The sequence below is a fragment of the Streptomyces sp. NPDC058001 genome, from assembly GCF_042886315.1.
Taxonomy (GTDB): Bacteria; Actinomycetota; Actinomycetes; order Streptomycetales; family Streptomycetaceae; genus Streptomyces.
The window spans coordinates 1-13,904 of the sequence record NZ_JBHVQT010000027.1 but is presented as its reverse complement, the minus strand read 5'-3'; the positions used below and the strand labels follow the sequence as shown (position 1 = coordinate 13,904).

Genomic DNA, 13,904 nt, shown 5'->3' with positions numbered 1-13,904 from the left:
GGTGGAGGGCCCGGTGATCAGGTGCGCGCCGGTTCCGGGCGCGCCGGCTCGTCGGCGGATTCGGTTGGTGCGGGGGTGAGACCGGAGCCTTCGATGTCCACCCGGGGAAGCAGCCGGTCCAGCCATCGCGGCAGCCACCATGCCTTGTCGCCGAGCAGTGCCAGCACCGCCGGCACGATGGTCATGCGGACGAAGAACGCGTCGAACAGGACGGCGATGGCGAGGCCGAAACCGATCGTCTTGATCATGGACTCGGTGGAGCTGATGAACCCGGAGAAGACGGCGATCATGATGACGGCCGCCGCGACCACCACCCGTGCGTTGTGGCGGAAGCCCGCCACGACGGCCTGAGCCGGTCGGTCGCCGTGGACGTATGCCTCCCGCATCCGGGCGACCAGGAACACCTCGTAGTCCATGGCCAGGCCGAAGACGATGCCCACCAGGAAGATCGGCATCAGGCTCATGATCGGGCCGGTCTGCTCGACGCCCAGCAACTGGGCGCCCCAGCCCCATTGGAAGACGGCCACGACCGTGCCCAGCGAGGCCAGCACCGACAGCAGGTAGCCGAGGGCGGCCTTGATGGGAACGAGGACGGACCGGAAGACCACAAGCAGCAGTACCAGAGCGAGACCGACGATGACGATCAGGTAGGGGACGAGTGCGTTCTGCAATGCGGTGGCGACGTCGATGTCCATCGCCGTGCTGCCGGTCACCTCGAAGGTGGCACCCGCACTCTCCTCCAGTCCGGCGCGCTCCGCCCGGATGGTCTGCACAAGTTCCTTGGTGCTTTCGTTGTTCGGGCCAGTGGCCGGTACGGCCGAGAACAGCGCGGTGTCGCCGGTGGGGTTGAACTGGGGCGACGATACCGACACCACCCCGGGCGTGTCCTTGATCCTCTCGGCGATCGCCGTGGCGGCGGCCTTCGGGCCGTCGGAGTTCTTGGCGTCGACGACGATGGTCAGCGGCCCGTTGAACCCGGCACCGAAACCCTCTGCGAGTGCGTCATAGGCACGGCGTTCCGTCGTGGAGGTGGGCTTGGACTCGTCGCCCGGCATGCCCAACTGGAGACTGGCGGAGGGCAGGGCCAGCGCGCCGAGAGCGGCGACGCACACCAGGAGCACAGCGATTGGGCGGCGCTGAACGAACCGCGCCCACCGCGACCCGCCGTTGCTCTCGCTGCGCTGTTTGCGCAGCGCCCTGGCCCGGTTCTTACGGACACCACGGGAGAGCACCGCGTTCGGCCACATGCCGAGCAGGGCGGGTACGAGAGTGAGGGCGACCAGAACGCCTACGGCGACAGCGCCCGCGGCGCACAACCCCATCTTGGTCAGCATCGGCACACCGATGACGGACAGACCGCCCAGCGCGATGATCACGGTAAGGCCGGCGAACACCACCGCGGAACCGGCCGTTCCGACGGCCAGGCCCGCGGCCTCGCGTGGATCACGTCCGCGCGAGCGCTCCTCCCGGTAGCGGGAGACCACGAACAGGGCGTAGTCGATGCCCACTGCCAGGCCGAGCATGGAGGCCAGCGTGCCGGTGGTCAGCGACAGGCCGAAGGTGCTGCCCAGGGCGATGATTCCCGCCATGGAGATGCCGACCCCGATGACAGCGGTGAGCAGCGGCAGGCCCGCGGCGGCGAGAGAGCCGAAGGTGATGAGCAGGACGATCGCGGCGATCCCGATCCCGATGGCCTCCGCCGATCCGCCCGCGGCCGGCTGGGCGGCCAGGGCGGTGCCGCCCACCTCGACGGTGACACCCTGGTCACGGGCGTGGTCGACGGCGTGTTGCAGAGCGTCTTTGCTGGAGTCGGTCAGGTCGCCGGCCGCCACTTTGTAGGTCACCGTCGAGTACGCGGTCGACCCGTCCTTGCTGACGGCATCGGCTTTGTACGGGCTGACCGCACTCGCGACCTGCGAACCCTGGCCCGCCTCGGTGACGAAGTCGTCGATGACCGTACGGGCGCCGGCCCCCGTCACCTTCTGGCCGTCCGGTGCGACGAAGACGATCCGGGCGTTGGCACCGTTCGCGTCGGTACCCGGGAAACGCTCGCCGATCAGGTCGTAGGCTTTTTGCGCCTCGATCCCCGGCATGAAAGACGTGTTGCTGTCGTCGGCGGCCGGTGCCTTGGCCGCGCCGAAACCGGCCATGACCAGCGCCACGGCCCACAACAGCACCACGAACCAGCGCCGGCGGAAGGCGCCACGGCCGAGTCGATACAGGAAGGTAGCCACGTGAATACGTCTCCAGGTCCGGATCTTGGGTGAGCCTCTACGCTCGCCCGCGGACCCCCTCCACGTCGTCGTGTGTCTGCCGTGACTGCCTGCTGATGCGGTCGGCGGAGCGTTCGGTCGGCGTCCTGCACCTGTAGGAGATGGGCTACCGCGCCGGTAGGACGCGGGCCCCCGGACCGTGCCGAGGGGTGTGGGCCACAGCCCGGGTCCCGTACCCGCCGGAGGGGTACGGGACCTGGGGGATCAGGCGTCGGTGGCCAGGACCGCGGGGCGCGCTTCGGTGGCCGCTTGCGCACCCGGGCGGATGAGCAGCGCGAGGACGAGTGCCGCGAAGCAGCAGGCCCCGATGAGGACGAACACCTGTATGTACGCGCCGCGGGTACTGAAATGGGTGCCGGACACCACGGACAGGCTGAGGAGCAGCGTCGCCACCGACGTACCCACGCCTGAGAAGGCCGTACGGACGACCACATTGAGGCCCGTGGCCTCGCTGGTGTGGGCCGCGGGGACGACCTCCATGATCAGGTTCGGGAGCGAGGACAACATGAACGACGTCGCGACCGTCAGGAACACCGTGGAAATGATGAAGCCCAAGAGGGTCGCGTGGAGCAGGGCGAGGGTGATCGCGTTGATCATGCCGAAAACGCTGCCGATGACCAGAACGTGACGGGCGCCCGCACGTGCGGAGATCCGGCCGCTGATCGGCGAAAGCAGGAAGCCGAAGATCGCTGTGCAGAACGAGACCCACCCCGCGTCGGTCGCGGTCAGCCCGAGACCGACGGGCGCGCTGGTCGGGCTCTGCATGATGATCTGGAGGAGGAAGCCCGTGGCGCCCATGGGGCCGATCGCGAGCACGGCGGTCGCGAGCATGGTCAGGGTGAGCTTCCGATCGGAGAAGAGCCGAAGGTTGATCATGGGGTGCTCGGCGCGCAGCTCCCGCCAGGCCCACAGCGCCAGCAGCAGCAGGCCGACGACGATGGTGCCGACCGTTCGCCCGTCGCTCCAACTCCAGGTCCGGGACTGGTTGACACCGAACAGCACCAGAGCGATCGCCGGGGCGAACAACACACTCCCGAACCAATTGACGCGTCGCGCGCCGGCGGCGGCAGCCTTGGACCGGGGGAGCAGCAGGCAGCCGGCCGCGGCGACCAGTGCGACAGCGGCGGCCACGATGAAGATGTAGTGCCAGTCCAGCGAGTCGATCAGGGCGCCGGAGATGATGTTGCCCGCCGCACCGGCGAGCATCGCGGCACCCGCGATCATGGCTGCCGCCACCGGTACATGCTTCTGCGGGAGGACTTCGCGGACGACGCCGAAGCACAAGGGGAGGATGCCGCCGGCCACTCCCTGGACCGCCCGGCCGATGATGACCCCGATGAGCGTGCCGGTCGAGACGCTGATGATCGAACCGACCGCTGAGATCAGCAGCAGGACGATGATCACGTTACGGCGGCCGTAGAGATCGCCGAGCCGGCCGCAGACGGCGGCGGACGCGGCGGCGACCAGCAGAAACGCGGTCAGCACCCAACTGGCGTCGGCGGGGGTGGTATGGAATGCGTCGATGATCCGGGGAAGAGCGTTGAACATCATCGTCGACTCGAAGGCGCTGACGATGTCCGCGAAAACCAGGATCCCGATGATGACCGGGATGCGGCGGACCGGACGGACGCTGCCGCTTATTTCTTGAGAAGATGACATCTTTGTCTCTCTCGGGTAGGCGTGTTCGACAGTGATCGCCTTGCTCGGAATGCCCCTCCGGCGAGAGCCGGTGAACCGTGCCGGGATGGGCCGCGACGGCCGGGATTTCCGGTGTGGGGACGTGCCCCTGCTCCGGACGGGACCCGTTGCGGGTTGGATCGTGACAGTAAGTAGACCGACCGGTCAATACTCAGGTACGCACTTTGGTACGTGGTCGCACTCGGCTGATATTTCCGATGCGGAACCGAACGCATTGCTGACCGTATAGAAGCTTGTACCGCTCGGTCGAAATGTGGTTCCATCGGAGCAGACGACGAGAGGAGAGTCGACCATGACCGAGAGGGTGGCCGGCACCGATCCGGCCGCATCGATCCCGGAGTATCCGTCGCCCCGATCGGGCACGTGCCCGTTCGCGCCACCGCCGGGCCTGCTGGAGCTGCATGACACGGGGAAGGCCGTCGTACGTGCCAGGACGTGGGACGGCAGTACTCCGTGGGTCGTCCTGACCCATGCCGCCCAGCGCCAGATCCTCGCCGACCCACGCGTGAGTGCCGACATCGGCGCGGCGGGATACCCGCACACCACAGAGGCCATGAAGGCGCACGCCTCCGAGATCCAGCCCTCGGTGAACAACACCGACGGCGCCGAACACGCCCGGTGGCGACGGATGTTGACGAGTTCGTTCACCCGGCACCGGATGGAGAAGCTCCGCCCGGTGATCCAGCAGATCACCGACGACCTCATCGACACGATGCTCGCGGGCCCCCGCCCGGCGGAACTGAACAAGGCCCTGTCCCTGCCACTGCCGTCGCTCATGATCTGCGAACTTCTCGGAGTGCCGTACGAGGATCACGCGTTCTTCCAGGAGCACGCCGGAGTCACCAACGCGCGGTTCAAGACCCCTGAACAGGCCGCCGAAACGACGAAGGCGCTGCGCCGCTACATCGCGGACCTGATCGTGGCCAAGATGGACGATCCTTCCGAGGACGTCCTCTCCGACCTCGGTGCGCACGTCAAGGCCGGTGACCTCACCCTCGAAGAGGCCGCTCCCCTCGGACATATCCTCCTGGTCGCCGGCCACGACACCAGCGCCAACATGATCACGCTCGGTACGGCGCTGCTGCTGGAGAATCCCGACCAACTGGCGGCCCTGCGCGAGAACTCCGACGACCCGAAGTTCGTGGCGAACGCCGTTGAGGAACTGCTGCGTTACCTCACCATTCCGCATCTGCTGGCGCGGCGGGCGGTGGTGGAGGACATCGAGATCGACGGCGAGACCATACGCGCGGGCGATGGCGTCATCGCGGCTCTGCCGGCGGCCAATTGGGACCCCCTGGCTTTCCCCGATCCCGAGAAGGTCGATCTCGCCCGCAAGGCGTCGCACCATCTCGCGTTCAGTTGGGGCCCGCATCAGTGCATCGGGCAACAGCTGGCCCGTATCGAACTCCATGTCGTGTTCAGCACGTTGTTCCGCCGGGTGCCCACCTTGCGGCTCGCCGCCGAATTCTCGGAGCTGAAATTCAAGGAGGACTCACAGGCGTACGGAATCTACGAACTGCCTGTCACCTGGTAGCGGACGGTCCGAGAACAGCGAGGGGCGGGCGGGGCGCCGATGCGTCCCGCCCGCCCCTCACCGTCGCCCCGGACCTGCGCGTAGCGGCGTGTACCGGCGCCCCCGAGTCGGCCGTCAGGGCTGTCGCACGCCCTCGCCGAACCGGTGCTTCAGGAACGAGCCCGACCACGCCATCAGGTCGGAGGGCACGTAGTAGCCCTTCTCGTCATTGATCGTGTCCCAGTGGCCGGCGACGTCCTCGATCGTCACCGGTCCCTCCTGGTGGAGATATCCCTCGGTCGAGCCGATGAAGAGCCGCGCGAAGCGACCGTCCCCCGCCGTGTAGATCTCTCCGCTGACCGGGCAGCTCTCATGGGCGAGGTACGCGACCATCGGCGACACCGCCTCCGACGGCATGAAGTGCTGGCCGGCGGACTGCGCTGCGCTGTCGCCCAGCGGGTCGCCGCCCGCCATGCGGGTGTGTGCCGCCGGTGCGATGAGATTGACCTTGATCCCATGCGGTTCGCCCGCGAGCTTCGCGCTGCGCGCCAGCCCGATCACGCCCGCCTTCGCCGCGGCGTACGACAGATTGTTGTCGATGCCGAACAGACCGCTGGAGGTCGTCAGGACGACCCGGCCGTAGCCCTGCTCGACGAAGTGCGGCCATGCGGCACGGGTCGTGTTGAACGAGCCCACGAGATGAACGGCCAGATGGCGTTCGAGGTTCTCCAGATCGACGTCCGGCAGTCCGGCCCACCGGATGATGCCGGCGTTGTTCACGATGATGTCGATGCGGCCGAAGTGCGTGACCGCCGCTTCGACCATCGCCTCGCCGCCCGCCTCCGTGGACACATCGCTGGTGTCGGCCACGGCGACACCGCCGGCCGCGACGATCTCGTCCACGACAGACCGCGCGGGACCGACATCGGTGCCTTCGCCCTCCATCGACCCGCCGAGGTCGTTGACGACGACCTTCGCTCCTCGCTCCGCCAGCAGGCGGGCATGGGCCCGGCCGATGCCACGGCCGGCGCCGGTGACGACCGCGACCCGCCCTTCGAAGCTGAACTCGCTCATGTGTGACTCCTCTTGTGCTGCTCTCGCCCTGCATAGGTGCTGCTCGAAACGGTCGACCCGCACGGACATGGCGCACGGTGACATCACGTACTGCCGTGCGGCGCGCCGTGCCGGGCAGTCATTCCTCGATACGGATCGCCAGCGCCGGACACACCGCCGCCGCGTTGCGGACGTCGTCGGCCAGACTCGGCGGCGGGTTCTCGTCCAGGACGACGACGATGCCGTCCTCGTCACGCTGGTCGAAGACATCAGCGGCGGCGGCCACACACTGTCCGGCCGCGACACACTTGTCCTCGTCGACGCCAACCTTCATGGGATGTCTCCTGATCGTTCAGTGGAGGGAAGCGGAGGTGGAAGTGGGTTCGGGGGCCGGGGCGGGGGCGGCCAAGGCAGCGACGACGTCCTGACGGCGCAGCCGGGTCTGTTTGGGCATGTTCCAGCCGAGGACACCCGTGACCCTGCCGTCACTGCGATAGCGGGCGACGAAGCGCCTGGCCGCCAGATCGCCCTCGACAACCTCCACGTCCGCATCGGCGGGAAGGAAGCCGTGCACCTGGAGCTTCGCGTCGAACTGGTCCGTCCAGAAGTACGGCACCGGAACATACGGCCGGTCCTCGCCGCAGATGACACCGGCGACCGCGGCAGCCTGTTCCGTGGCGTTGGTGCGGTTCTCCAGACGGATCAGGCGGCCGAGCCGTTCATGGTGCCATCGGGCCACGTCACCGACGGCGTAGATCCCCTCCGCCGCCCGGCACCGGGCGTCGCACACCACACCGTTGTCGAGCCGCAGGCCGCTGCCGGCCAGCCACTCCGTCGCCGGGGTGGCGCCGATGGCCACCACCACGACGTCGGCGGGCAGCACCTCTCCCGTGCCCAGTCGTACGCCGGTGACGCGCCGCCCCCCGTCCTCACCGACCAGCCCCACGACGCCCTCGCCCAGCCGGAGCCGCACCCCGCGCTCACGGTGCAGCTCCGCCAGCAGTCCCGACACCAGCGGGCCGACCTGGAGCGCCATCGGTGCCGCCAACGGACCGGCCAGCGTCACCTCCACGCCCAGGGTCCGCGCGGTCGCCGCGATCTCGCAGCCGAGGACACCTTCGCCCACGACCACCAGCCGGGAGCATCCCAACAGGTCCTCGCGGAGCGTCAACGCGTGGTCGAGTGTGCGCAGGACATGCACCCCCGACAGGTTGTCCGGCACCGGCAGGACGCGTGCCCGTACCCCCGTGGCGATCACGACGGAGTCCGCCCGCAGGACACGCCCGGACTCCGTACGCACGGTCCGTCCGGCCGGATCGAGTGCGACCGCCGGGTCGCCGAGGACGAACTCGGCGTCCAGGGCCGACAGGACCTCCTCGGTCCGCAGTGCGGCGCGCGACGGCTCCCACGCACCGGAGAGGATCTGCTTGGAGAGCGGCGGCCGGTCGTAGGGTGCGTGCGGCTCGTCGCCGAGCACCGTGATCCGGCCGCCGTATCCCTTGCGCCGCAGTGCCTCCGCCGTGGCGAGGCCGGACGCCGACGCGCCCACGATCACCACACGCGTCCGGGCCGTCCCGGGGACACCTCGGGGGGAGGTGTCCGTCCTGGTGTCGTTCTCGGTCGTCATGCGGGTCTCCGTTGCGGCGGGGCTGCTCGATCGATCGGTGCAGAGGTCGGTGCGGAGGTCGGTGTGGAGGTCGGTGCTCGATGGGTGCGCGGATGGTCGGCGCGGTTCATGTCAGGTAGCGACCGCCGTTCGTGCTGAGCGTCTGGCCGGTCACATATCCGGCCTCGTCGGACGCGAGATACGCCACCGCGTAGGCGACGTCCTCCGGCCGGCCGGCCCGCTTCATCGGCATGGTGGCCGCGGCGGCCTCCACGTCGACGGGGCCTTCCCGCACCAGCGGAGTGTCGATGAAGCCCGGTGGTACGTGGTTCACGGTGATGCCCTTGTCGGCGTACTCGATCGCCAACGCCCTGGTGAGGCCGATGACACCGCCCTTGGACGCCGCGTAGTGGGCCATCGAGGGCGCGCCGGTCTGCGCCGACGACGAGGAGATGTTGACGATCCGCCCCCATCCCGCGCGCAGCATGTCGGGCACCAGCTCCCTGGTGACCAGGAAGGGTCCCTTGAGGTTGATGCCGATCATGCGGTCCCAGGACGCCTCGGTGATGCTCGTGAATTCCTGGTAGGCGGTGATTCCGGCGTTGTTGACGAGGACCGTGACGGGTCCGAGTGCGTCGCGGGTCCGCGCCGCTGCCGACGCCACAGCGCTGGCGTCCGCCGCGTCGCCGCCCACGGCGATCGCCGAACCGCCCGCCTCCTGGATCATGGCGACGGTCTTCTCGGCGCCCTCAAGGTTCAGATCCCAGACGGACACCGCGGCACCGCGCGCCGCGAGGACGGTCGCGACCGCCTGTCCGATCCCGCGGGCGCCGCCGGTGACGACGGCGACCTTTCCCCGAAGTGACATGTTCGCTCCTTGTCTGCTGGTGCCGGGACGCCGCCGACGGCCCGGTGCTGCGCACAGAACGTCTGCCGGTGCACAGAGAGGCCGCCGCCGTGTCGGCACGTGCGGATCGCCTACTGCGTCTACTCGCCCAGCGCCTCGCGCGCGGCGGTGCGAGCCGCCGTCGCGGCCGGAAAGCCGGCGTACCCCGCCGCGTGGTAGATGACCTCGGCGATCTCGTCCCTGGTCAGCCCGTTCGTCAGCGCGATACGGGTGTGGGTCCTCAGTTCGGCCTCGGCGCCCAGGGCGATCAGGATGCCCAGGGTGACCAGACTGCGATCACGGCCGCTGAGCCCTTCGCGGGCCCAGAGTGCGCCCCAGACGCTGGTCAGGCCGATGTCCACGAGTTCGTCGGCGAAGCGGCCGTCGCGCAGGTCGGGCTCGCCCTCGGGGAACACCCCGGGCAGCGCCGTACGCATGGCCTTCATGCCCGCGTCCCGTAGATCCCGGTGAGCCGCGGACCCGGCGGGGGCCACGGCCGAGTGCGCCCGTTCGGACTCGATACCGACGGGCTCCCTGGCGTCTGTCGATCCCATGCGTGACTCCCGATGACGTGCGCAGATGCGATACAGCGAAAGTTAGATCAACCGGTCGGTACAATCAATGGTAACGGCGGGACAAGTCGTTCGCGGCATTCCGGGGGAGTCGCGCACGGTGGGGTTCGGGAAGGTGGCGGACGCGCCGCGTAGGGCCACGCATCTTCACCGCCGCGCTTCATATCCATGTCCGCTGCCATTGATCGGGCCCCATCCCCTCATCTACTCTCGATTCAATATTAGAGCGACCGGTCGGTCTATGAAACGGGTTCGCCCGGAGTCGCGGCGGCCACTGCACGTGGGAGGACGGATGAGCGAATCGACGAAGGCGCCCGGCACGGAAGAGGTACGCGCCCCGCAGGCGCGTACCCCGGGCACGAACCCCGAGGACGAGGTCGACGTACTGGTGGTGGGCGCGGGGGTCACGGGCATCTACCAGCTGCACCGGGCCCGCGAGGCCGGCTTCACGGCGCGACTGCTGGAGGCCGGCACCGGCGTAGGCGGCACGTGGTACTGGAACCGCTACCCGGAGGCACGCTTCGACTCCGAGAGCTACACCTACGGCTACCTGTTCTCCAAGGACCTGTGGGAGGAGTGGGAGTGGTCGGAGCAGTTCGCCGGACAGCCCGAGATCGAGCGCTACTTCAACCATGTGGTCGACCGGTTCGACCTGCGGCGCGACATCCGGTTCGGCGTCAAGGTGACCTCCGCCGTCTACGACGAACCGTCCGGGACGTGGACCGTGCGGGGGAGTGACGGTACGGACGTCCGCACGCGTTTCCTCGTCGCGGCCACCGGAATTCTCTCGGTGCCGTTCATCCCCGGCATCCCGGGGCGCGACGACTTCCGCGGCGACCAGCACCACACCGGACGCTGGCCGAAGACGCCGGTCGACTTCACCGGCAAGCGGGTCGCCCAGATCGGCACCGGATCCAGCGGTGTGCAGATCGTTCCGGCGATCGCGGACCAGGTGGCTCATCTGACGGTCTATCAGAAGGTGGCCGACTGGCTCACACCGCTCAACAACGCGCCCATCACCCAGGGTGAACAGGCGGAGTTGAAGGCGAACTTCGAGTCGATCCGCGAGACGCTGAACACCTCGCCGAGCGGGTTCCTCCACACCATCGCCATGCGTTCCGGCCTCGACGACACTCCCGAGCAGCGCCAGGAGTTCTACGAGGAGAGGTGGAAGGGCCCCGGCTTCACCAAGCTGTCCGAGCACTACATGGACATGATGACGAACCCCACCGTGAACGCGGAGTGGTGCGAGTTCATCGCCCGGAAGATCCGCAGCATCGTCAAGGACCCGGAGACGGCCGAGAAGCTGATCCCCAAGGACCACGGCTACGGCGGTCGGCGGCCCCCGTTCGGGACCGGCTACTACGAGGCGTACAACAAGCCGAACGTCTCTCTCGTCGACCTCAACGAGACTCCGATCACCCGTATCACCGAGACGGGGATCGAAACGGCCGACGGTGTCGAGGAGTTCGACGTCATCATTTGGGCGACCGGCTACGACTTCGGGACCGGCGCGCTCAACCGACTCGGCGTGCGCGGCCGTGACGGTCTCCCGCTGGAGGAGTACTGGGCGCAGGGTCCGCGCACCTACCTCGGGGTGGTGACGGCCGGCTTCCCGAACTTCTTCTTCCCCGGTGGCCCGCACGGCGCGCTCGGCAACAACCCGCGGTACTCCGGCGACCAGGTGGACTTCGTGATGGACGCGCTCACCTACACGCGCGACTTCGGCCATGACGTCATCGAGGTGGACTCCGCCGCCGAACAGCAGTGGACGGAGATGATGGACGGCAGCTCGTCACGGTCCTCCTTCTTGGAGAGCAGCTACTTCTACGGGGCGAACATCCCCGGCAAGCCGGTCAAGCAACTCCTCAACCCGACCGGCCGGATGACGCTCCAGCAGATGATCGTCGACGCCGTGGCCAACGACTACGCGGCGTTCGCCTTCTCCAAGGCGACGGAAGCGTCCGCATGACGCGGGAAGCGTCCGTATGACGCGAGGACGCCCGTGCCGCTGTCTCCGGCGGCACGGGCGTCCTGCTCGCTGCGGCGCCCCGCTCGCTACGGCAGGAATGTGGTGACGCGGCGCTGGAACAGCCAGGTGGTGTCGTGGCGGCGCAGGGTGTCGTCGTAGCGTCCGACGAGCTGTACTGCCCAGCCGGAGTCGTCCCGCTGGAAGAACGCCAGGTTGCTCACCGCGGTCGCCTCGTCCTCGGTCCATGAGGTGATGACCGTGTTGGCCACGAGGTGCAACTGTGGCCGGGTGGGGGCGAACGCGGCGTAGCCGGCCCGTATCGCGTCACGGCCTTCGAAGGTGGCCACGCCCGCGATCTCCGCGACGCCCTCCGGCTGGAACAGCTCGGCGATGTCGTCGTTCCGCCCGGCGTCCAGCGCGTGCGCGTAGGCGGCGATGGCGGCCTGGACGCCCGCTGCGACGCTCGCCTCGGTCCTGGCCTCGATGGATGTGCTCATGTCTCTCCCATGTGAAAGGGGCCGTCCGCCCTTACGCCTGACAGGTCGTGTCTTTCGTCCGACGCGTCGTGCTCACGCCTGGTAGGTCGTGACGCGGCGCTGGAATCGCCAGGCGGTGTCGTGACGGCGCAGGGTGTCGTCGTAGCGTCCGACGACCTGTACTCCCCAGCCGGACTCGCCCCGCTGGAGGAAGGCCACGTCGCTCACCGCGGTCGCCTCGTCCTCGGTCCACGAGGTGATGACGGTGTTGGTCACGAGGTGCAGCTGCGGTCGCGCCGGCGCCCACCCCTTGAAGGCGTCGCGGAGCGCGTCGTGCCCTGCGACGGGGTCGATGCCCGGGACCTGGAGAACCCCGTCGGGGGTGTACAGCGCCACGACGTCGTCGGTGAGGCCCGCGTCTTGCGCCTGTGTGTGCGCGCCGATCGCGGCGCGCACACCCGCCGCAACCCATGCCTGAGTGGATCCGCTCATGCTTCTCTCCAAGGTCGAATGGGGTTGATGCTTAGCTGACATGATGTTTCGACCGCTCAGTCTATTGCTCTCTTGGGGGCGTGAGGAGAGGTTGATGTCAGATTTGTTGACCGACCGGTACAATCTCAATAGGATGCCGACGGCTGTCGACGGGGACTGTCGCCGAAGGAGGAGTGATCGTGACGAAGCGTTGGAAGCAGCGTCCGCCCGGCTCGACGTGGGGAGACTGGGGTGACGACGACGAACTGGGGCGCATCAACCTGATCACCCGCGAGAAAGTCCTCCAGGGCGTGCGCGAGGTCGAACACGGGATCAGCTTCAGCCTGAGCCTGCCGCTCGACTATCCCGGCGGGACGGCGCTCAACCAGCGGCGGTACCCGCCGATCCTCAGGCCGACCGAGGACCTGGAGCACAAGCAGGACGTCTTCTACAACGTCATCGCCCGCGAGTCCATTGCGCCTCCCCTGATCGACGTGTGGTCCGACGACATGGTGACCCTCTGGCTGCAGTACTCGACGCAGTGGGACTCACTCGCCCACCAGGGCGCCGAGTTCGACGCCGACGGCGACGGGGCCGACGAGCCGGTCTACTACAACGGGTTCCGCCCAGGCACCGACATCGTGGGACCGCGCGAGGACGCCAAGGAGGACGGCAGCGGCAGCCTCAGTTTCGCCCGCCACCTCGGTCTGGAGCACATGGCGGAGCACGGGGTTCAGGGCCGGGCCGTCCTTGTCGACCTGGCCCATCACCTGGGTACCAGTTGGCAGCCGGTCGGCCTGAAGACCCTTCAGGAGATCATGGCGGCGGACAACGTCGTCGTCGAACCCGGCGACATGCTCCTCCTGCACACCGGCTTCGCCACCCAGATCCTCGCCTGGGAGAAGAACCCGGACCCCGTGGCGATCCACTCCACGGCCTCCTACCTCGACGGACACGACCCGGCGCTCCTCGACTGGATCGCCGAGTCACAGATCTCGGCGCTGGTGGCGGACAACTACGCGGTCGAGGGCGTGGGCGTCTCGGAGAGGGTCCAGGAGCGGCACACCCTGCTGCCGATCCACCATCTGTGCCTCTTCAAACTCGGGGTTCCGCTCGGCGAGTTGTGGTACCTGCACGAGTTGGCCGCCTGGCTGCGGGAGCACAACCGCAGCCGGTTCCTGCTCACGGCGCCCCCGCTCAACCTGCCCGGAACCCAGGGCAGCCCACTGACGCCGGTCGCGACCGTCTGACACAGGGCGCAAGAAGGCCCCCGGGGAACGAGCTTGACTCCTTGGGTTCTAATGGTCCTCGCAACACCCGCGATCTGTGGGAGTTGCGAGGACCGTGGCCGTTGGACACGATGATCTTTCGGGGTTGAGGGAGC

Annotated in this window: 12 protein-coding genes; 3 read left to right on the top strand and 9 right to left on the bottom strand. The window is 68.3% G+C overall.

The annotated features are described in order from the left end of the window. Window positions 1–17 precede the first annotated feature (17 nt). Both ACFVT5_RS42200 and ACFVT5_RS42195 read right to left on the bottom strand, forming a co-directional pair. Window positions 18–2,234 (bottom strand): MMPL family transporter, encoded by a 2,217-nt coding sequence (locus tag ACFVT5_RS42200; RefSeq protein WP_389899496.1) that lies wholly within the window; start codon window positions 2,232–2,234, stop codon window positions 18–20. Between the two features lie 243 nt (window positions 2,235–2,477). Beyond that, entirely contained in the window at window positions 2,478–3,932 is a 1,455-nt protein-coding gene (locus tag ACFVT5_RS42195; protein ID WP_389899495.1) for an MFS transporter, read from the bottom strand. Window positions 3,933–4,263: 331 nt separating this feature from the next. On the opposite strand from ACFVT5_RS42195, the gene ACFVT5_RS42190 reads away from it, so the two are divergent. After that, entirely contained in the window at window positions 4,264–5,505 is a 1,242-nt protein-coding gene (locus ACFVT5_RS42190; RefSeq protein ID WP_389899493.1) for a cytochrome P450, read from the top strand. A gap of 114 nt (window positions 5,506–5,619) precedes the next feature. On the opposite strand, the gene ACFVT5_RS42185 is transcribed toward ACFVT5_RS42190, so the two are convergent. The 5 genes from ACFVT5_RS42185 to ACFVT5_RS42165 all read right to left on the bottom strand — a co-directional run bounded on the left by ACFVT5_RS42185 (window position 5,620) and on the right by ACFVT5_RS42165 (window position 9,583). Further along, a complete protein-coding gene (locus ACFVT5_RS42185; RefSeq protein WP_389899492.1) occupies window positions 5,620–6,558 on the bottom strand; it encodes an SDR family NAD(P)-dependent oxidoreductase in 939 nt (312 codons plus the stop codon). 118 nt (window positions 6,559–6,676) lie between these two features. Beyond that, window positions 6,677–6,871: a ferredoxin gene (locus ACFVT5_RS42180; protein ID WP_389899491.1), complete on the bottom strand. Its 195-nt coding sequence runs from the start codon at window positions 6,869–6,871 to the stop codon at window positions 6,677–6,679. 18 nt (window positions 6,872–6,889) lie between these two features. Further along, the gene (locus ACFVT5_RS42175) at window positions 6,890–8,164 is read right to left on the bottom strand and encodes an NAD(P)/FAD-dependent oxidoreductase (RefSeq protein WP_389899490.1); all 1,275 of its coding nucleotides are present in this window, start codon (window positions 8,162–8,164) and stop codon (window positions 6,890–6,892) included. A gap of 106 nt (window positions 8,165–8,270) precedes the next feature. Continuing rightward, window positions 8,271–9,011 carry an SDR family NAD(P)-dependent oxidoreductase gene (locus ACFVT5_RS42170; RefSeq protein WP_389899489.1) on the bottom strand — a complete coding sequence of 247 codons (741 nt, stop codon included), beginning with the start codon at window positions 9,009–9,011 and terminating at the stop codon, window positions 8,271–8,273. A gap of 119 nt (window positions 9,012–9,130) precedes the next feature. Then, window positions 9,131–9,583, bottom strand: a complete 453-nt coding sequence (locus ACFVT5_RS42165; RefSeq protein ID WP_389899487.1) for a carboxymuconolactone decarboxylase family protein — start codon at window positions 9,581–9,583, stop codon at window positions 9,131–9,133. Between the two features lie 310 nt (window positions 9,584–9,893). Between ACFVT5_RS42165 and ACFVT5_RS42160 the strand changes: the two genes are divergently transcribed. Further along, the gene (locus ACFVT5_RS42160; protein ID WP_389899485.1) at window positions 9,894–11,573 is read left to right on the top strand and encodes a flavin-containing monooxygenase; all 1,680 of its coding nucleotides are present in this window, start codon (window positions 9,894–9,896) and stop codon (window positions 11,571–11,573) included. Between the two features lie 86 nt (window positions 11,574–11,659). Here the strand turns inward: ACFVT5_RS42160 and ACFVT5_RS42155 are convergent, their stop codons facing one another. Further along, window positions 11,660–12,070, bottom strand: a complete 411-nt coding sequence (locus tag ACFVT5_RS42155; RefSeq protein ID WP_389899484.1) for a nuclear transport factor 2 family protein — start codon at window positions 12,068–12,070, stop codon at window positions 11,660–11,662. Between the two features lie 72 nt (window positions 12,071–12,142). Then, window positions 12,143–12,541 carry a nuclear transport factor 2 family protein gene (locus tag ACFVT5_RS42150; protein WP_389899482.1) on the bottom strand — a complete coding sequence of 133 codons (399 nt, stop codon included), beginning with the start codon at window positions 12,539–12,541 and terminating at the stop codon, window positions 12,143–12,145. Window positions 12,542–12,720: 179 nt separating this feature from the next. Here ACFVT5_RS42150 and ACFVT5_RS42145 point away from each other — a divergent pair, with 179 nt between their 5' ends. Next, complete coding sequence (locus ACFVT5_RS42145; RefSeq protein WP_389899481.1) at window positions 12,721–13,770, top strand: cyclase family protein; 1,050 nt, start codon at window positions 12,721–12,723, stop codon at window positions 13,768–13,770. Window positions 13,771–13,904 lie beyond the last annotated feature (134 nt).